Consider the following 16323-nt stretch of genomic DNA (forward strand, 5'->3'; position numbering starts at 1 on the left):
CGGAGACGCGGATTTGTCAGCAAGCGGATTCTGACAAGACAGGGGAAGTTTCTCGCAGACTCATGATCGTCGATCAGGAATCGCAATCTTCAAGCCTAGCTGGGGTCCGCAAATCCGGGCGTTTCGCCTTCTCAGGCCCCGCCGAGACGCGACATCAGTTCCGGATCCTGCTCGGAGGCCGCGACCTCATCATCGAAGGCGCGTTGGGCGTCCGCCTCTTCCGAGAAAGTCGCCGGCTCGGACAGCCGCAGGCTCGAGACCGCATAGACATCGCCCTTCTGCTTGAGCGTAACGCCGCTGCGGGCGTGAAGGATGCGGGCGTCCATCGTCATTGGGCTGGTCTCCTGTTCGAATGGAGAACGCGCCAACCGGCCGGTTGGCTCTTCTCAATCGCCAGAAAGAACGTCGAGGATGCGCGAGCGCAGCTCTTCGTCATCCAGCCCCTGCACGACGATCATCTTCGAGCGCGACTGTCCGCCGCGTCCTACGCTGATCGACGACTTCGGCACGCCAAGGCTTTTGGCCAGGAGCCGGATCAGGGCGTCGTTGGCCTCTCCCTCGATCGGACGGGCGCGGACGCGCACCTTGAGCACGGGCCTTCCCTCGGCGTCGCTCGTCCAGCCATCAATGCGATCGGCCGCAGCGCCAGGCTGCAGCCTTATGGGCAAGTTCGCCATGTGGTCCTCTGCGGGCAAGAAAAAGGGCGCGGCTCCGATCGGCGCCGCGCCCTCTTCAGATCGATTCGACCTCGGCCTAGCCCAAGGCGGCCATCAGTTCCGGCACAACCGTCTTGTAGTCGCCGACCAGACCATAGTCCGCGACCTGGAAGATCGGGGCGTCCGCATCCTTGTTGATGGCGACGATGGTCTTGGAGTCCTTCATCCCGGCCAGGTGCTGAATGGCGCCCGAGATGCCGATGGCGATGTAGAGCGCCGGGGCGACCACCTTGCCGGTCTGACCGACCTGATAATCGTTGGGCGCATAGCCGGCGTCGACCGCCGCGCGCGAGGCGCCGATGGCGGCGCCCAGCTTGTCGGCAAGCGGCTCCATCACGGCATGGAACTCATCCGCCGAGCCCAGGGCGCGACCGCCCGAGACGATGATCTTGGCGGCGCCCAGTTCGGGCCGGTCCGACTTGACCATTTCCTCGGACACGAAAGCCGTCTTGGGCGCATCGGCGCCGGCGACGCTCTCGACCGCAGCCGATCCGCCTTCGGCGGCGGCGGCGAAGGCGGTCGGGCGCACCGTGATCACCTTCTTGGCGTCGGCCGACTGGATCGTCTCCAGCGCATTGCCGGCATAGATGGGGCGCACGAAGGTATCGGCCGACACCACCTCGATGATGTCCGAGATCGGCGCGACGTCCAGCTTGGCGGCCAGACGCGGGGCGAAGTTCTTTCCGTCCGTGGTCGCAGGCGTCAGGATGGCGTCGTAGCCCCCGGCCAGCGGCAGGACGGTCGCCTCGACCGCCTCAGCCAGCATCTTGCCCAGACCGGCGCTATCAGCCAGCAGCACCTTGCGGACGCCCGCGATCTTGGCGGCGCTGTCGGCGGCGGCCTGCGCCCCCTGCCCCAGGACCAGGACGTCCACATCGGACGACAGGCCCAGCGCGGCGGTCACGGTCTTGTGGGTGGTGTCGCGAACGGTCGAACCGTCGTGATCGGCGATGACGAGGACAGCCATATTACAGCGCTCCCGCAGACTTGAGCTTGGAAACCAGTTCGGCCGCATCGGCCACCTTGACGCCGGCCGACCGCTTGGGCGGCTCGGTGACCTTGATGACCTTCAGGCGGTCGGCGACATCGACGCCGTAGTCGGCGACCGCCTTCATGGCGATCTCCTTCTTCTTGGCCTTCATGATGTTCGGCAGGGAGGCGTAGCGCGGCGTGTTCAGCCGCAGGTCCACCGTCACCACCGCCGGCAGTTCGGCGGCGATCGTCTGCAGGCCGCCATCGACCTCGCGCGTGACCGTGGCTTTTCCGCCGTCGATCGCCAGTTTCCCGGCGAAGGTAGCCTGGGGCCAGTCCAGCAGGGCGGCCAGCATCTGGCCGACGGCATTGTTGTCACCGTCGATCGACTGTTTGCCCATCAGGACCAGGTCGGGTTTTTCTTCCTCGACCACCGCCTTCAGCAGCTTGGCGACCGCCAGCGGCTCAAGATCCGTGTCCGACTGGATCAGCAGACCTCGATCGGCGCCCATGGCCAGCGCCGTGCGGATGGTTTCCTGCGCCTGGGTGACGCCGATGGAGACCACGACGATTTCCGTCGCGGTGCCGGCGGCATGGTGTTCCTTGCCTTCCTTCAGACGAACCGCCTCTTCGACGGCGATCTCGTCGAAGGGGTTCATGCTCATCTTGACGTTGGCCAGATCGACGCCCGACTGATCCGCCTTGACGCGGGCCTTGACGTTATAGTCGATCACCCGTTTGACGGGGACGAGTACCTTCATGGGTCTATCCGTGAAATCGCCTGAATGTGTGGGCAGGACATGGAGCGGTCGCGAAGGCCTGTCAACGTAACGCGGGGTCAAGCTGTGGCTTCGATCCCTATCCAACGGACCACGAGATGAAGCGTTTCCTGACCTTTCCCCGCCTGGCGATGATCTTCTTCGGCCTGTTCGGCATCACGGTCGTCGGGATTTTCGCCTTGCAGGACTATTGGGTCGCGCCCGGCAAACGCTGCGAGGCGGCGGGCAAATGGTACGATATGGAAAGCCGCATCTGCGCCCAGCCCATCTCCATCGCCCAGATCACCGGCCGTCCCAATGGCGTGTCGCGCGCCGAGGCTTCGGCCGAGAAGAACCGCGAGCTGGTTCGGATCGAACAGGATCTCGCCGCCCAAGGCCGCGCCCGCGCCGCAGAGGCGGAGCGTCAGAAAGCCGCACTGGCGGCGGCCCGTCCCGCCGCCTGACCGGTTTCGCCTAGCGGGTCGCGCCGGGCTTCCATTTGATGTCGCTGGCGCCGTTGGCGTTGGCGCGTCGAGCAGCGACGAACAGATGGTCGGACAAGCGGTTCAGATATTTGACCGCCTCGACGTTCACGGCCTCGCCGTTTTCGATCAGACGCACCGCCTCGCGTTCGGCCCGTCGGCAGACGGTGCGCGCGACATGCAAATGGGCCGACAAGGGCGCGCCGCCCGGCAGGATGAAGCTGTCGAGCGCCTTCAGGCTCTCGTTCATCCAGTCGATTTCCTGCTCCAGCCGCGCAACCTGGCTGTCGACGATGCGCAAGGCCTCCCAGGCCGGCGGCGGGTCCAGAGGCGTGGCCAGATCGGCGCCCAGGTCGAACAGCTCATTCTGGATCCGGCCCAGCATGGCGTCGATCCGGTCGTTCTGGCCGCTGTTCAGCCGGGCGACCCCGATTACCGCGTTCAGCTCATCCACCGCGCCATAGGCCTCGACGCGTGCATCGCTCTTGGACACCGGCGCGCCGGACGCCAGACGCGTGCGACCGTCATCGCCCGTACGGGTGTAGATCTTATTCAGCGTCACCATGATCAGGCTCCCTGCGTCGCCTTCCACATCATGCCGACGACCAGCAGAATGACGGCGACCGCCTGAAGCCCGACGCGCAGGCGCATCAGCTTGTTGGAATGGCTGCGCGCATAATCCCCGCCCCGGAACAGCGAATAGAGGCCGAAGCCCAAGGTGATCGTCACGGCCAGGATCGCGAGGATGATCAGAATGTCGAAAATCTGCATGCAGCCGTTCTAGACCCGGATCGGCTTCACGCGCCAGCGCAGCGCATCGAACGTTCTGCTAGCGGGTCTAAGGCTCAACTTAACGGGCTTCATCAACCAAGGATATTTTTCTGGTCCAGCTAAGCCATTTGGTGACGATTGCGGCTTAGGGTCAGCGCCATGACTGATCGCGCCGTTCGCAACCTGGAGCTTTTGAGAGGATCGGCTTCCACCGCTCGCGTGCTGAACCTGCTGCGCGTCTGGGAAGAGAATGGCGACAGCGCTTTCGACGGCGCCGTGCGCAACCCTGATTGGGCCGCGCGCCCGATCTTCCGCACAGCGGCTCTGAACCGCGCCCTCATCATCAAACATCGGCTGCGGCGAAACGAAACCGACCTGTTTAACGGCCGACGCCAGGTGGCCACCAAGGTGGTGATGCCGATCGACGATGCGGATTTGAAGACCGGCGGCCGATACGTCTTCGTCAATCAGATCGGCTTCGAGCGCGTCATGATGGAGGCGTTCGGCGTTCCCGCGAACCATCCCGACATCGAGACCCTGCGACTGATCGACAAACTTCCGTCGCTGGATCCGTTTCTTCTGCGAGAACAGCTTCGACGTGGCGGGTTGGATCCCGCGCCCTGCTACTTCTCCATCAGCGACAGCGATCTTCAGCGAATGCTGACCTTCGTGCGTAACGAAATCGAACCGCTTGTGACGCTGAGCTTTGGCGGCGACACCATCGCGGTAAACTCGGATTCGGCCGGGCGGATGGCGTCCAAGATCCTGTCGAACACGCCCGGCGATCAGCTGGACGCCCTGCGGCTGACCCTGCGTCTGGCGCCCGAGCAATATCAGGAGGGCGTCTTCTGCTGGAAAGGCTTCCTCTATTACAAATGGACGCTCGCGGCCCTGCTGGGCGAGGTCGCGGCGGTCGCCGAGGCTGTGCGCACCATCAAGCCGGTCGGCAAGGTGGACCACGCCGCGAAGGAATACCTCACCCGAAGCCGCGATGTGCTGCGCGGTCGCATCATCAAGACGTGCGACGAAGTCAGCCGCACCCTGCGCATCTATGACGACGCCTACGCCAAACTGACCCAGGAAGGCCGCCCGATCGCCTTCCGCGACTTCCTGCTGGACGCCCCATCCATGTTCTCGAAACTGGGCGACCAGCTGGGGGCCGTGCAGCATATCGTCAGCTATTGGCGCTTCCGTTTCGGCCCCTCGGCCCCGCCCGTGAGCGTCGAGGAGTTGATGGACATCTTCATGGACTTCGAAACCGGCCTGCTGGGCCGTGGCGAAGTCCCCGATGACATCGGCATGATCGCCGCCTAACCCGATCCTAGTGCGCGGCGTCCCAGTTCGACGCCGCGCGGGCATCCACCACCAACGGCACGGACAACGCCACGGCCGGATCCGACGCGTTTTCCATCACGCGTTTGATGACGGCGATGGCGCGATCGGCCTCGGCTTCCGGCGCCTCGAACACCAGTTCGTCGTGGACCTGAAGCAGCATGCGCGTGCTGAGGCCGGCTTCGGTCAGGACGGCGGGCATGCGGATCATGGCGCGGCGGATGATGTCGGCGGCCGCGCCCTGGATCGGGGCGTTGATGGCGGCGCGCTCGCCGAACTGGCGCTCGGCGCCGGACTTGGAGTGAATGGCCGGGATGTGGATCCGGCGGCCGAAGACGGTCGAGACGAAGCCGGTCTGGCGCACCTCGGCCTTGGTCTTGTCCATATAGGCGCGGATGCCGGGGAAACGTTCAAAATAGGTCTTGATATAGGCCCCCGCCTCGCCCTGATCGATGCCCAGCTGATTAGCCAGGCCGAAGGCCGAAATGCCGTAGACGATGCCGAAGTTGATCGCCTTGGCGCGACGGCGAGTCTCGGACGGCATGCCCTCGACCGGCACGCCGAACATCTCCGAGGCCGTCGCCGCGTGAATATCCAGCCCCGCCTTGAAGGCGCGCTTCAGCTCGGGGATGTCGCCGATATGGGCCAAAAGGCGCAGCTCGATCTGGCTGTAGTCGGCGCTGATCAGGACATTGCCCGGCGCAGCGATGAAGGCCTGGCGGATTTCGCGGCCCGTCTCGGTGCGGATCGGGATGTTCTGCAGGTTGGGATCGCTGGACGCCAGACGGCCCGTGGTGGCGGCGGCCAGTTGATAGCTGGTGTGCACCCTGTCGGTCTTGGGATCGGCCGCCGCGGTCAGGGCGTCCGTATAGGTGCCCTTCAGCTTCGACAGCTGGCGCCAGTCCAGGATCGCGCGCGGCAGATCGTGGCTGAGCGCCAGTTCCTCCAGCACGCTGGCGTCGGTGCCCCACTGACCCGAGGCGGTCTTCTTGCCGCCCGGCAAGTTCAGTTCGCCGAACAGAATCTCGCCGATCTGGCGTGGCGAGCCGATGTTGAAGGGCCGTCCGGCGATCTCGTGAGCCTGGGCCTCCAGCTCGGCCATGCGCAGGCCGAACTCGCTGGACAGCCGCTTCAGCCGGTCGGGATCGATGCGAACCCCATTCAGCTCCATGTCCGCCAGCACCGTCGGCATGCCGCGTTCCAGCGTCTCATAGACGGTGGACAGACCCTCACGCGCCAGGCGGGGTTTCAGGATACGCCACAGCCGCAGCGTCACATCCGCATCCTCGGCGGCATATTCCGAGGCGGGTTTCAGCGCGACGTGCTTGAAGGATTTCTGGCTCTTGCCTGTCCCCGCGACGCTCTTGAATGGAATCGGCTCGTGGCCCAAGTGCAGGCGCGCCAGCTCGTCCATGCCGTGGCCGTGCAGTCCGCCCTCCAGCACATAGGAGATCAGCATCGTGTCGTCATACGGTGCGACGCGGATGCCCCGACGCGCCATGACGGCGATGTCGTATTTGGCGTTCTGAAGCACCTTCAGGACTGACGGGTCTTCCAGCAACGTCTTCAGCTTGGCCAGGGTCGTGGGCTTGTCCAGCTGATGGATCGGCTCGGGCGCCTCTCCCGCTTCGCCAAAGAGACCGCCCTCGCCAGCCTGCGGCTCGTGCTCGTGCGTCAGGGGGATGTAGCAGGCCTCGTTCGGCCCCACCGCCAGCGACACGCCGCACAGGCCCGCATGGGTCGCCGACAACGTATCGGTCTCGGTGTCGAAGCCGACGACGCCGACCTCGGTCGCGCGCGCGATCCAGCGATCCAGCGCCTCTTCGGTCTGAATGCATTCGTAGGCCGCGTGATCGAAGGTCTGAACCTCGGCCGGGCCTTCGACGACCTGGCCGTAGCGCGGCGTGGCGACCGGCGCGCTCAGGTTCGGCGCACGCTTGGGCGCAAAGGCCGAGACGTCGCTGGGCCCGGCCTTGCCGTCGCCGACGCGGCGCTGCAGCGAGCGGAACTCCATGGTCTCCAGAAAGGCCGACAGGATCGCGGGATCGGGATCGCGCACGGCGAAATCGTCGATCGCCTCAGGCGCCGGCGCATCGCAGGTCAGGCGCACCAGTTCGCGCGACAGTCGGATCTGGTCGGCGAAGTCGATCAGGGTCTGGCGGCGCTTGGGCTGTTTGATCTCACCGGCGTTGGCCAGCAGGGTGTCCAGATCACCGTATTCGTCTAGCAGCTGCGCCGCCGTCTTCGGCCCGATGCCTGGCGCGCCGGGGACGTTGTCCACGCTGTCGCCGATCAGGGCCTGCAGATCGACCATCTTCTCAGGCGCAACCCCGAACTTTTCGAAGACCTCAGGCTCGGCCAGACGCCTGTCCTTCATCGGATCCCACATCACGACGCCGCCGCCGATCAGCTGCATCAGGTCCTTGTCGGAAGAGACGATCACCGCCTCCCCGCCCGCATCGCGCGCCTTGCAGGCGTAGGTGGCGATCAGGTCGTCGGCCTCGTAGCCGGGCAGTTCGACGCAATGCACGCCGAACGCCGCCGTCGCTTCGCGCACCAGCGGGAACTGCGGCACCAGATCCTCGGGCGGCGGCGGGCGATGGGCCTTGTACTGATCGTAAAGGGTGTTGCGGAACGTCTTCTCCGAATGGTCGAAGATCGCCACCAGATGGGTCGGACCATCGGCGCCCTTCATGTCCTTCAGCAGCTTCCACAACATGTTGCAGTAGCCCTGGACCGCGCCGACCGGCAGGCCGTCGGACTTTCTCGTTAATGGCGGCAGGGCGTGATAGGCGCGAAAGATGTACGCCGAGGCGTCGATCATCCACAGCCGCAGCGCAGGGCCGTCCTGCGTCATCTGGCGTTCGGTCTCTGGATTTTCGGGCGCAGTCGTCTCGGTCATGGCCGGAACATAGGGCTCCAACGCCCCCGCGTCAGCGTCAGAATTCGGTCCAGCTCGATCCCGGATCGCGTTGACCCGGCTGGGCCTGCTGCTGGCCCCAGGACACGACCATGAAGGCCTTGTGGCTGCGGATGCGATAGGTGCCGATCATCGGCACGACGGCGCCCAACGGCGCACCGGTCTTGGCTTCGTAGAGAAAGCCGGAAAACTCGGCGACCCCGACCCGGTCGCGGTGGCTGTAGACCGACAGTTCCGGCAGGGAGACGACGTTGAAGGTCTCGTTGATCGGGATCCGCATCTCGGGAATGCCGAAGACGCGCCGCATCTGCTCCAGCGACAGGGCGCCGGCGCGGATCTCGAACACGGCGTTCGCCTCGTCCTTGTTGCGGGCCAGGCTGAAACCGGCGTCCGAGATCGCGCCGCGTATCGCGCTGACGGCGTAGCGGGTGCCCTCGCCCTGGAAATAGGCGTCGTCGATGAAGACCGAAGCGCCCGTCGGCAACGGCAGGACCAGCCCCTCGACCGCCCGGTCCGAGGCGCGCGCCAAGAGCAGCTGCTCTGTCGCCGTGCGGCCGGTGTTGCTCTCGGTGGTCGAGGCGCAGGCCGACAGCACGACCGCAGCGACCGTCAGCAGAGCCGCCGCCCGCGCCGTCATCACCAGGCGCCGACGTTCGGCATGGAGACCCAGGGCTCGGCCGGCGCCAGCGGCGCGCCTTCCTGAAGCAATTCGATTGAGATGCCGTCGGGCGAGCGGACGAAGGCCATGTTGCCGTCGCGCGGCGGACGGTTGATCGTCACCCCGCCGTCCATCAGCGTCTGGCAGGCGGCGTAGATGTCATCGACCTTATAGGCCAAGTGACCGAAGTTGCGGCCGCCCTGATACTCTTCCGGGTCCCAATTGAAGGTCAGTTCGACCTCGGGGCAGCGTTCCGCCGCCGACTGTTCCAGATTCTTGGGCGCTGCGAGAAACACGAGAGTGAACCGGCCCGCCTCGTTCTCGGTGCGGCGCACCTCCTGCAGACCCAGAAGGTCGCAATAGAAGTGCAGCGAGGCGTCGATGTCCTTTACCCGGACCATGGTGTGCAGATAGCGCAAGGCTCGTCTCCGTCCGAACAGCGTGTCAGCCGTCTATAGACCCAACCGCTGCAACACCGCGACTGAACTGAGGTTACGGTCTCAGTGGGCCTCGGGCGCGCGGGCGGCGGGGCTCAGATATTCGTTCTCGTCGTGGGCCTGGGCCGACAGGACGAAACGCCGGTCGCAATAGCCGCACTCGATGAAGTCGTCCTCGCCCATGTCCATATAGACTAGCGGATGACCCAGGGCCCCGCCGCCGCCGTCGCAGGCCACGCGTTTGGTCGAGACGACGATCTCTTCGGGCGGCGGGATGATGGCGTCGGAATGGCGGGGAGGCATGGTCCGGTCCGGGTCTGAGAGGCTTGCGGGCTTCCTAGGCGGCGCAGGCCGGAAGGTCAAACCTCGGCGGTCCGGCGACCCAGCAGCCGGTTCAGCATCGCCTTGCGCTTCTTGAACAAGGTCAGGCCCAGACAGGCCGCGCCGACCCACAGACCGATCTCGCCGATCAGCAACAGGGCGGCGCCGGCGATGGCGGCATGCGTCATCTCGATCTGGTCAGTCTTGCCCGCCAGCAGCACCACTCCTCCACCAATATAGCCAATGGCGCAGACCGCCATAGCGACGAAGCCGATCAGGCGGGTGCGGGTCATGGGCGGCTTGGCTTTTTGAACGGCTGTCATGGCCATCTCCATCAAGGTTGGTTGTCTTTATGACAAGCAAGCTAGACACACACCTATGAGACGTCAAGCACCGTTGACACATGGACAGGTCTGCTTGTCTGATGCTGTCGCGAGACAGGTTGGCGATTGCGATCCCTCGCCCTACCTATGCCGCTCGCCGTCCCGTCCGAGTGAATAATCGACCATGCCAGAGACCCCCGCCCTGCCCGACAACGCCATCGAGGTGCGGGGACTGAAGAAGACCTATGCCGGGTCCAAAAAAGCTGCTCCCAAGACGGCCTTGCGCGGCGTCGATCTGGTCATTCCGCGCGGCTCGGTCTTCGGCCTGCTGGGCCCGAACGGCGCAGGCAAATCGACCCTGATCAACATCCTAGCCGGGGTGGTGAAGAAGTCCGAAGGCTCTGTGACCATCTGGGGTCGCGACATTGACAAGGAGCCGCGCGACGCCGCCGCGGCCCTGGGCGTCGTGCCGCAGGAGATCGTCGCCGACGTCTTCTTCACCCCGCGCGAATCGCTGGAGGTGCAGGCGGGCTTTTACGGCGTACCCAGGGACGAGCGACGGTCCGACGAACTGCTGGCCGCACTGGGCCTGTCGGACAAGGCCAACGCCTATGTCCGCGCCCTGTCCGGCGGCATGAAGCGCCGTCTGATGGTGGCCAAGGCCCTGGTCCACAATCCGCCCATCCTCATCCTGGACGAGCCCACGGCCGGCGTGGACGTCGAACTGCGTCGCCAGCTGTGGGCCTACGTCCGACGCATCAACGAGGAGGGGGTGACGATCGTCCTGACCACCCACTATCTCGAAGAGGCCCAGGAGCTTTGCGACACCATCGCCATCGTCAACCGGGGCGAGGTGGTCGCCTGCGAGCCGACGCCGCAGCTTCTGCGCCGTCTGGACAGCCGCAATGTCGTCGTGACCCCTGAAACGCCCCAGGCGACGCCGCCGGTGCTGGTCGGCTTCGAGGTCACGCCCCGTCCGGGCGGCGCCTTCGCAGTCGCCTACAAGAAGGGGCAGTCGTCGGTCGAACAGGTCATCAACGCTGTGCGCGCCGCCGGCGTCACCATCGCCGACATCACCACCGAAGATCCGGACCTGGAAGACGTCTTCCTAGCCCTGACCTACGGCGACACGTCGCGGGTCGATCCGACCAGGGACTAATCGACCTCGGCTAGGAATTCGAAGATCGCGGCCTTGGCCTCGGCCTCGTCCAACATGGGCGCGTGGCCGATGCCGGGAACCTCGACATAGGCCATGGTCGGGGCCGCCTTCTTCATCCGCGCGGCGATGTCGGCGCTCAGCAGATCCGAGGCAGCGCCCCGCACCAGCAGCGTCGGCTTCTTCTTCGCGAGGCGTCGGAACATGGGCCACAGGTTCGGGACCAGCGCCTTGGCGCCCGCCGCTCGGATCGGCACGGCGATGTCCGGATCGTAGTCCAGCGCGATCTCGCCGTCGGGCTGCTGGCGGAAAATGCGCCGGGCGAAGGCGTCCCAGTCCGCATCCGTATAGTGCGGGAACGCCACCGCATTGATCCGCTTCGCATAGGCCGCCGCATCGGCCCAGGAGCCGATCTCGACCGGCTGGCCGCTGTAGGCGGCGATGCGCGCCAGACCTTCCGGCGCCACCTCCGGCCCGATGTCGTTCAGGATCGCGGCGACCACCGCCTTGGACCGCATCGCTGTCAGCGCCATGGTGATCAGCCCGCCCATCGAGGTGCCGACGAAGACCGCTTTATCGATCCCGGCCTGCTCCATCAGGGCCAGCACGTCGCGCGCATAGACGTCGGGCATATAGGTCATGGCGTCGGGCGCACGGTCCGACAGGCCACGTCCACGCACATCCACGGCCAGCACCCGACGCCCGCTCTGGGCCAAAAGCGGCGCGATGGCTTCGAAATCGGCGCTGTTGCGGGTCAGGCCATGGATGGCGATCACCGGCGGGCGCGCGACGCCAGGACCGGGCGCATAATCCCGCGCAAAGAGAGAGAGGCCATCCGGCGAGGTCCAGCGGCGTTCAACGAATGGATAGGGCGCGCTCATTGGCGATTTCCTCCGATTTTGGATCAGAGTAATTCACCGGGCGAGGAAATGCGACGCCCGGTCCTAGAGACCGACCACATCGCGCACGAAGGCGTCCAGATCGCCCCCTTCGAAGAGGTAGCCCGCCACCCCGGCACGCTCTCCGGCCTGCAGATCCCGCTTCTGATCGCCTATGATGAAGGACTGAGCCGGGTCCAGATGGTGCTGGGCGATGGCGCGCAGCAACATGCCCGGATTGGGCTTGCGATCAGGGTGGTCGGGATGGCGGTAACGCGCCTCGATCGCCTCGGGGTGGAAGGGCGCGGAATAGACGGCGTCGATGATCGCGCCCTCTTCGGCCAGTCGCGCGACCAGCAGATCGTTGAAGGCGTTCATAGCTTCTTCGCTGAACAGGCCCCGCGCCACGCCCGACTGGTTCGTCACGATCACGGTCAGATAACCGGCCTGATTCATCCGCCGCACCGCCGCCGCCGCGCCGGGGATCAGCCTCAGATGCTCTGGACGATGCGGATAACCGCTGTCCTCGATCAGCACCCCGTCCCGATCCAGAAAGGCGGCGGGCAGGCCGGTCATGCGTCGCTCCGAAGCAGTTCAGAAAAGGCGGTCATCAGGTGATAGAGGCTGGACGCCGGCGCCGCTGCATCGTGCGAGCGGCAGTCGGCGTCGTAGCTGTCCACCCATAGGCCCGGCACGGCGGTCGCCAGATGCGTGTCGAACACGGCGGCGATCAGTGCCGAAACGCCTGCGTCGCCAAAACTCAACCCCGTGCGAATGGCCTCGGTTTGGGCCCACAGACGCCGCCCGCCATCCAGCACCTCTCCCGCCGGGCCGATCTCGCGGATGGCGAACGCGTCACGATAACCCTGCGCTGCCGCCCGACGATGCAGCGCCGTGGCCAGATCAGAACCGTCCCCGGCTTGTTTCAACAGCCAGGCCCATTCTTCGAGGTGGCCCGGCTCGATCACATGACCCGTCGCTGGATCGGCGGACCAATCCTCGGTGAAATATTCGCGGATCGTGCCGTCGACCAGGAAGCGATGTTTGCACAGGTCCAGCGACGCCCGCGCCGCCACCTCGAACGCCGGATCAGGCGCAATCGCCTGCCAGGCCAGCATCGCCTCCAGCATATGCATGTGAGGATTTTGACGCCGCGGCAGGCGTGGCGGCAGGGCCTCCTCCCATCCCCCATGCGAAGACGCCATCAACCGATCGATCGCAGCCAGCGTCTCAAGCGCTAGAGGCCGCGCTCGCGCATCACCCAAGACGCGGTGCGCCGCCGCGAGCGCGAACAGAACGAAGGCCAGATCATAGAGATCCGGCGTCTCATCGACCACAACGCCGTCGTCATCGGTTGCCGAGACCCAAAGGCCGTCATCACGTCGGCGGTCGGCTATCAGTTGATCCAGCCCGGCCTTGGCCACCGCACGGCCCTGCGCCCATCCCAAGGCAGCCGCTTCGCAAAACACATAGACCTGACGCGCCTGAACCCGCGTGCGACGACGAAGACCAGTCACCGGCCGGCCATCGAAATCCAGCTGCTCGAAGAAGCGCCCCTGCGCATCCACGCCCCGCTCGGCCCATAGCGGCAGGGCATGGTCGAACAGCCAGTTCGAAACCCTGGTCCGGGCGGCGGAAAGCGTCGTCATGGCGCTGGCTTACGGCGCAAGCCGACGGGCGCCAAGACCTGTGTGCGGTAGCAAAGGGCAACGCGATGTGACGCCGCGCGATTTGGCCCGCGCGCCCGATCTTGCTAGGACGACCCGACATTCGCGGCCCGCCTGTCCGGCCGCCGCCCCCGATCCCCCCGTGGAGAGCGTCCCCCATGATCCCCTTCATCGACCTACAGGCCCAGCGCCAGCGCCTTGGCGGCAAGATCGAGGCCGCCGTTCAGGAGGCCGTCGTGGGCGGCGCCTGGGTCATGGGTCCGCAGGTCCGCCAGTTCGAGGCCGACCTCGCCGCCTTCGGCCAGGCCAAGCACGCCTTGGGCTGCGGCAACGGCACCGACGCCCTGATCCTGCCGTTGATCGCCTGGGGCGTTCGCACCGGCGACGCCGTCTTCTGTCCCAGCTTCACCTTCACGGCCACGGCCGAGGTTGTGCCGTGGCTGGGCGCCTCACCCGTTTTCGTGGACGTCGACGCCCACACCTACAATATGGACCCGGCCAAGCTTGAGGCGGCCATCGAAGCGGTCAAGGCCGAGGGTCGCCTGACACCCAAGGTGGTCATCGCCGTCGATCTGTTCGGTCAGCCCGCCGACTATCCCGCCATCCGCGCGATCTGCGACCGCCACGGGCTGAAGCTGATCTCGGATTCGGCGCAGGGTTTCGGCTGCACCCTGAACGGCGATCATCCGCTGAAGTGGGCTGATGTCACTACGACCAGCTTCTTCCCGGCCAAGCCCCTGGGCTGCTACGGCGACGGCGGAGCGGTGCTGACCGACGACGACGACCTGGCTCAGGAAATGGATTCCCTTCGCGTGCACGGCAAGGTCGTCGCCAAGGACCTGGAGGCCGGCGCCGCCGCCTTCGCCCACGATCCCAAGTATCTGGCCATGCGCATCGGCATGAACAGCCGGCTGGACACCATCCAGGCCGCCATCCTGATCGAGAAGCTGAAGGTCTTCGGTCAGGAAATCGAATGGCGCAACCGGATCGCCGCCCGCTACAACGAACGCCTCGCGCCCCACGTCTCGGCCGTGCCCCACGTCATCGACGGCGGCGTTTCTATCTGGGCGCAATACACGATCGAGCATGAGGACCGCGACGGGCTGGCCGCGCACCTGAAGGATCAGGGCGTGCCCACCGCCGTCTATTATCCGGTGCCGATGCACATGCAGCCGGCCTATCAGCGCTTCCCGCAGGGCGCAGGCGGCCTGCCCGTCACCGAACGGCTGAGGGACCGGGTCCTCAGCCTGCCGATGCACGCCGATCTGGACGAGGCGACCCAGGACAAGGTCGTCGCCGCCGTCGCCAGCTACAAGGGCTAAGCCGATGCCGAACACCCCCGTCCTCAAGATCGGCGTCGCCGGCGTCGGCGTCATGGGCCGCAACCATGCGCGCGTCGCTTCTGAAATGCGCGAGTTCGACCTGACCACCGTCTTCGATCCCGATGCGGTGACGGCCGAGGGCGTCGCCGCCGCCTATGGCGCATCGCCCGTCACGACGGCCCAGGCCTTCGTCGACGCCGGCTTGGACGCGGCCATCGTCGCCACGCCCAACCGGTTCCACGCCGAGATTGGCGTCGCCCTGCTGGAAAACGGCGTCCACGTCCTGGTCGAAAAGCCGATCGCCGCCAGCGTCGTCGACGCCCAGCGCATGATCGATGCAGCCAAGGCCAATGACCGCGTTCTGATGGTCGGTCAGGTCGAGCGCTTCAATCCGGCGGTCGAAACCGTAAAGCGAGCCGTGACTGACGACGACATCATCTCGATCCAGATCACCCGCGTCGGTCCGTTCCCGCCCCGCATGGGCGAGGTCGGCGTGGTCATCGACCTGGCCGTGCACGACATCGACATCATCCGCCACCTGACGGGCTCCGAGATCGTCGAGGTGCAGCCGCAACTGGCCCGCACCCGCGCCGACCGCGAGGACACGGCCCTGCTTCAGTTCCGCCTGGACAGCGGGGTGATCGCCCATATCACCACCAACTGGGTCACCCCCTACAAGACCCGCACGCTGCAGGTCGCGACCAAGACCAAATTCATCGTCGCCGATCTGATCACGCGCCAGGTCACCGAATATTTCGGCCAGCAGCCGGACGGCTCCTATTCGACCCGGATGCTGAACAGCTGGCCGGCCGAGCCGCTGAAAAAGGAGCTGGAGGCCTTCGCCCGCGCCATCACGACCGGCGAAACGCCGGCCGTCACCGGCGAAGACGGCCTGCGCAATCTCGAGGTCGCGCTGCGCTGCCTCGGCGATCACTGATCGGATCAGGCCCCGTTCTCGCCGTAAAACCTGAGGAAGAGAAACGTATGCGCCGGATCACCGCCACCGCTCTCGCCCTGATCGCCGTCGGTTCGGCGGCGCCCGCCCATGCGGACGCCCGCTACCTGGCCTATAATGCGTCGGACCGGATTACCCAGGCGCTGACCAAGGGCGTGACCTTGCAGGTGCGGCGCGGTCTGTTCGGGGCGGTGCAGGTGGAACGTCTGTTCTCCACCACCGCACGCGGCACGGCAGGCTTCACGCGCGGCGGACCGGACGCCGCGCGACGCGTCCTGCCCCAAGGCGCCGAGGAAAACGATATCTACGGCATCGATCAGGACGGCGACGGCCGCGGCCTGTCGCGCGCCCTGTGTCCCGGCGCCGACGAGGTCTGGCTGATCATGGGTCGCGTCCGTGCGCCCCGTCCCCTGACGATGCAGGCGGTGGGTCGGTGGTCGGACGGCGCCTATCGACACTGCGTAACGCTCAGCTACGACTGGCGCGGCGAATGGGCGACGGCCCCGCAAGCGCAAACGCCACGAGACTGATCCGCGTCCAGACTGTTTCATAATGAGCACGCACAAGTGGACAATTGTGACGATTTGACTTTTATAGTCATCAGTGACACTTTGAGCACACGAGCGGCGGCGGCCGTTCTACCGCCCTGGAATAT

20 protein-coding genes are annotated in these 16323 nt (G+C 65.9%); 6 read left to right on the plus strand and 14 right to left on the minus strand.

All coding sequences use genetic code 11. From position 1 onward, the window contains the following. Positions 1–131: 131 nt before the first annotated feature. The 4 genes from DT343_RS11615 to DT343_RS11630 all read right to left on the minus strand — a co-directional run bounded on the left by DT343_RS11615 (position 132) and on the right by DT343_RS11630 (position 2449). Positions 132–332, minus strand: coding sequence for a hypothetical protein (locus DT343_RS11615; protein ID WP_112863021.1), 201 nt, complete (start codon positions 330–332; stop codon positions 132–134). A 54-nt stretch (positions 333–386) separates the two neighbouring features. Then, positions 387–677 carry a DUF167 domain-containing protein gene (locus DT343_RS11620; protein WP_112863022.1) on the minus strand — a complete coding sequence of 97 codons (291 nt, stop codon included), beginning with the start codon at positions 675–677 and terminating at the stop codon, positions 387–389. A gap of 76 nt (positions 678–753) precedes the next feature. Next, positions 754–1683 carry an electron transfer flavoprotein subunit alpha/FixB family protein gene (locus DT343_RS11625; RefSeq protein WP_091751778.1) on the minus strand — a complete coding sequence of 310 codons (930 nt, stop codon included), beginning with the start codon at positions 1681–1683 and terminating at the stop codon, positions 754–756. 1 nt (position 1684) lies between these two features. Continuing rightward, positions 1685–2449, minus strand: coding sequence for an electron transfer flavoprotein subunit beta/FixA family protein (locus DT343_RS11630; protein WP_112863023.1), 765 nt, complete (start codon positions 2447–2449; stop codon positions 1685–1687). A 116-nt stretch (positions 2450–2565) separates the two neighbouring features. On the opposite strand from DT343_RS11630, the gene DT343_RS11635 reads away from it, so the two are divergent. Then, positions 2566–2910, plus strand: coding sequence for a hypothetical protein (locus tag DT343_RS11635; protein WP_017505432.1), 345 nt, complete (start codon positions 2566–2568; stop codon positions 2908–2910). Positions 2911–2920: 10 nt separating this feature from the next. Here DT343_RS11635 and DT343_RS11640 read toward each other — a convergent pair whose 3' ends face one another. Both DT343_RS11640 and DT343_RS11645 read right to left on the minus strand, forming a co-directional pair. After that, the gene (locus DT343_RS11640) at positions 2921–3493 is read right to left on the minus strand and encodes a cob(I)yrinic acid a,c-diamide adenosyltransferase (protein WP_112863024.1); all 573 of its coding nucleotides are present in this window, start codon (positions 3491–3493) and stop codon (positions 2921–2923) included. Between the two features lie 2 nt (positions 3494–3495). Continuing rightward, on the minus strand, positions 3496–3699 hold the full coding sequence (locus DT343_RS11645) for a twin transmembrane helix small protein (RefSeq protein ID WP_055755048.1): 204 nt from the start codon (positions 3697–3699) through the stop codon (positions 3496–3498). 159 nt (positions 3700–3858) lie between these two features. On the opposite strand from DT343_RS11645, the gene DT343_RS11650 reads away from it, so the two are divergent. Beyond that, positions 3859–5013, plus strand: coding sequence for a hypothetical protein (locus DT343_RS11650; RefSeq protein WP_112863025.1), 1155 nt, complete (start codon positions 3859–3861; stop codon positions 5011–5013). 7 nt (positions 5014–5020) lie between these two features. Here the strand turns inward: DT343_RS11650 and polA are convergent, their stop codons facing one another. The 5 genes from polA to DT343_RS11675 form a co-directional block, all read right to left on the minus strand. Further along, the gene (polA, locus tag DT343_RS11655) at positions 5021–7933 is read right to left on the minus strand and encodes a DNA polymerase I (RefSeq protein WP_112863794.1); all 2913 of its coding nucleotides are present in this window, start codon (positions 7931–7933) and stop codon (positions 5021–5023) included. Positions 7934–7970: 37 nt separating this feature from the next. Beyond that, on the minus strand, positions 7971–8588 hold the full coding sequence (locus DT343_RS11660; RefSeq protein ID WP_112863026.1) for a DUF6655 family protein: 618 nt from the start codon (positions 8586–8588) through the stop codon (positions 7971–7973). Beyond that, positions 8588–9028, minus strand: coding sequence for a VOC family protein (locus tag DT343_RS11665; RefSeq protein WP_112863027.1), 441 nt, complete (start codon positions 9026–9028; stop codon positions 8588–8590). Before DT343_RS11665 ends, DT343_RS11660 begins: the two co-directional genes overlap by 1 nt. Before the next feature lie 81 nt (positions 9029–9109). Beyond that, positions 9110–9349 carry a zinc-finger domain-containing protein gene (locus DT343_RS11670; protein WP_017505425.1) on the minus strand — a complete coding sequence of 80 codons (240 nt, stop codon included), beginning with the start codon at positions 9347–9349 and terminating at the stop codon, positions 9110–9112. 56 nt (positions 9350–9405) lie between these two features. Then, positions 9406–9690, minus strand: coding sequence for a hypothetical protein (locus DT343_RS11675; protein ID WP_220116697.1), 285 nt, complete (start codon positions 9688–9690; stop codon positions 9406–9408). Between the two features lie 184 nt (positions 9691–9874). Here DT343_RS11675 and DT343_RS11680 point away from each other — a divergent pair, with 184 nt between their 5' ends. Then, a complete protein-coding gene (locus DT343_RS11680) occupies positions 9875–10849 on the plus strand; it encodes an ABC transporter ATP-binding protein (RefSeq protein ID WP_112863029.1) in 975 nt (324 codons plus the stop codon). On the opposite strand, the gene DT343_RS11685 is transcribed toward DT343_RS11680, so the two are convergent. The 3 genes from DT343_RS11685 to DT343_RS11695 all read right to left on the minus strand — a co-directional run bounded on the left by DT343_RS11685 (position 10846) and on the right by DT343_RS11695 (position 13373). Continuing rightward, positions 10846–11727 carry an alpha/beta fold hydrolase gene (locus DT343_RS11685; protein WP_112863030.1) on the minus strand — a complete coding sequence of 294 codons (882 nt, stop codon included), beginning with the start codon at positions 11725–11727 and terminating at the stop codon, positions 10846–10848. The genes DT343_RS11680 and DT343_RS11685 overlap by 4 nt on opposite strands. A 63-nt stretch (positions 11728–11790) precedes the next feature. After that, positions 11791–12300, minus strand: coding sequence for a D-glycero-alpha-D-manno-heptose-1,7-bisphosphate 7-phosphatase (locus DT343_RS11690; RefSeq protein WP_112863031.1), 510 nt, complete (start codon positions 12298–12300; stop codon positions 11791–11793). Then, on the minus strand, positions 12297–13373 hold the full coding sequence (locus DT343_RS11695; protein WP_112863032.1) for an AGE family epimerase/isomerase: 1077 nt from the start codon (positions 13371–13373) through the stop codon (positions 12297–12299). Before DT343_RS11695 ends, DT343_RS11690 begins: the two co-directional genes overlap by 4 nt. 176 nt (positions 13374–13549) lie before the next feature. Between DT343_RS11695 and DT343_RS11700 the strand changes: the two genes are divergently transcribed. The 3 genes from DT343_RS11700 to DT343_RS11710 are packed head-to-tail and all read left to right on the plus strand — an operon-like array spanning position 13550 to position 16198. Further along, complete coding sequence (locus DT343_RS11700; RefSeq protein WP_112863033.1) at positions 13550–14713, plus strand: DegT/DnrJ/EryC1/StrS family aminotransferase; 1164 nt, start codon at positions 13550–13552, stop codon at positions 14711–14713. Between the two features lie 4 nt (positions 14714–14717). After that, positions 14718–15650, plus strand: coding sequence for a Gfo/Idh/MocA family protein (locus tag DT343_RS11705; protein ID WP_112863034.1), 933 nt, complete (start codon positions 14718–14720; stop codon positions 15648–15650). A gap of 47 nt (positions 15651–15697) precedes the next feature. After that, a complete protein-coding gene (locus DT343_RS11710; protein WP_112863035.1) occupies positions 15698–16198 on the plus strand; it encodes a hypothetical protein in 501 nt (166 codons plus the stop codon). Positions 16199–16323 lie beyond the last annotated feature (125 nt).

Origin of the sequence: Brevundimonas vesicularis (genome assembly GCF_900445985.1) — a bacterium.
In the GTDB taxonomy this organism is placed as follows: Bacteria; Pseudomonadota; Alphaproteobacteria; order Caulobacterales; family Caulobacteraceae; genus Brevundimonas; species Brevundimonas vesicularis_D.

Excerpts from the sequence above, each read along its gene's own strand:
- DT343_RS11615 (WP_112863021.1), bottom strand. The coding sequence starts at position 332 with ATGACGATGGACGCCCGCATCCTTCACGCCCGCAGCGGCGTTACGCTC.
- DT343_RS11620 (WP_112863022.1), bottom strand. The coding sequence starts at position 677 with ATGGCGAACTTGCCCATAAGGCTGCAGCCTGGCGCTGCGGCCGATCGC.
- DT343_RS11625 (WP_091751778.1), bottom strand. The coding sequence starts at position 1,683 with ATGGCTGTCCTCGTCATCGCCGATCACGACGGTTCGACCGTTCGCGAC.
- DT343_RS11630 (WP_112863023.1), bottom strand. The coding sequence starts at position 2,449 with ATGAAGGTACTCGTCCCCGTCAAACGGGTGATCGACTATAACGTCAAG.
- DT343_RS11635 (WP_017505432.1), top strand. The coding sequence starts at position 2,566 with ATGAAGCGTTTCCTGACCTTTCCCCGCCTGGCGATGATCTTCTTCGGC.
- DT343_RS11640 (WP_112863024.1), bottom strand. The coding sequence starts at position 3,493 with ATGGTGACGCTGAATAAGATCTACACCCGTACGGGCGATGACGGTCGC.
- DT343_RS11645 (WP_055755048.1), bottom strand. The coding sequence starts at position 3,699 with ATGCAGATTTTCGACATTCTGATCATCCTCGCGATCCTGGCCGTGACG.
- DT343_RS11650 (WP_112863025.1), top strand. The coding sequence starts at position 3,859 with ATGACTGATCGCGCCGTTCGCAACCTGGAGCTTTTGAGAGGATCGGCT.
- polA (WP_112863794.1), bottom strand. The coding sequence starts at position 7,933 with ATGACCGAGACGACTGCGCCCGAAAATCCAGAGACCGAACGCCAGATG.
- DT343_RS11660 (WP_112863026.1), bottom strand. The coding sequence starts at position 8,588 with ATGACGGCGCGGGCGGCGGCTCTGCTGACGGTCGCTGCGGTCGTGCTG.
- DT343_RS11670 (WP_017505425.1), bottom strand. The coding sequence starts at position 9,349 with ATGCCTCCCCGCCATTCCGACGCCATCATCCCGCCGCCCGAAGAGATC.
- DT343_RS11675 (WP_220116697.1), bottom strand. The coding sequence starts at position 9,690 with ATGACAGCCGTTCAAAAAGCCAAGCCGCCCATGACCCGCACCCGCCTG.
- DT343_RS11680 (WP_112863029.1), top strand. The coding sequence starts at position 9,875 with ATGCCAGAGACCCCCGCCCTGCCCGACAACGCCATCGAGGTGCGGGGA.
- DT343_RS11685 (WP_112863030.1), bottom strand. The coding sequence starts at position 11,727 with ATGAGCGCGCCCTATCCATTCGTTGAACGCCGCTGGACCTCGCCGGAT.
- DT343_RS11690 (WP_112863031.1), bottom strand. The coding sequence starts at position 12,300 with ATGACCGGCCTGCCCGCCGCCTTTCTGGATCGGGACGGGGTGCTGATC.
- DT343_RS11695 (WP_112863032.1), bottom strand. The coding sequence starts at position 13,373 with ATGACGACGCTTTCCGCCGCCCGGACCAGGGTTTCGAACTGGCTGTTC.
- DT343_RS11700 (WP_112863033.1), top strand. The coding sequence starts at position 13,550 with ATGATCCCCTTCATCGACCTACAGGCCCAGCGCCAGCGCCTTGGCGGC.
- DT343_RS11705 (WP_112863034.1), top strand. The coding sequence starts at position 14,718 with ATGCCGAACACCCCCGTCCTCAAGATCGGCGTCGCCGGCGTCGGCGTC.
- DT343_RS11710 (WP_112863035.1), top strand. The coding sequence starts at position 15,698 with ATGCGCCGGATCACCGCCACCGCTCTCGCCCTGATCGCCGTCGGTTCG.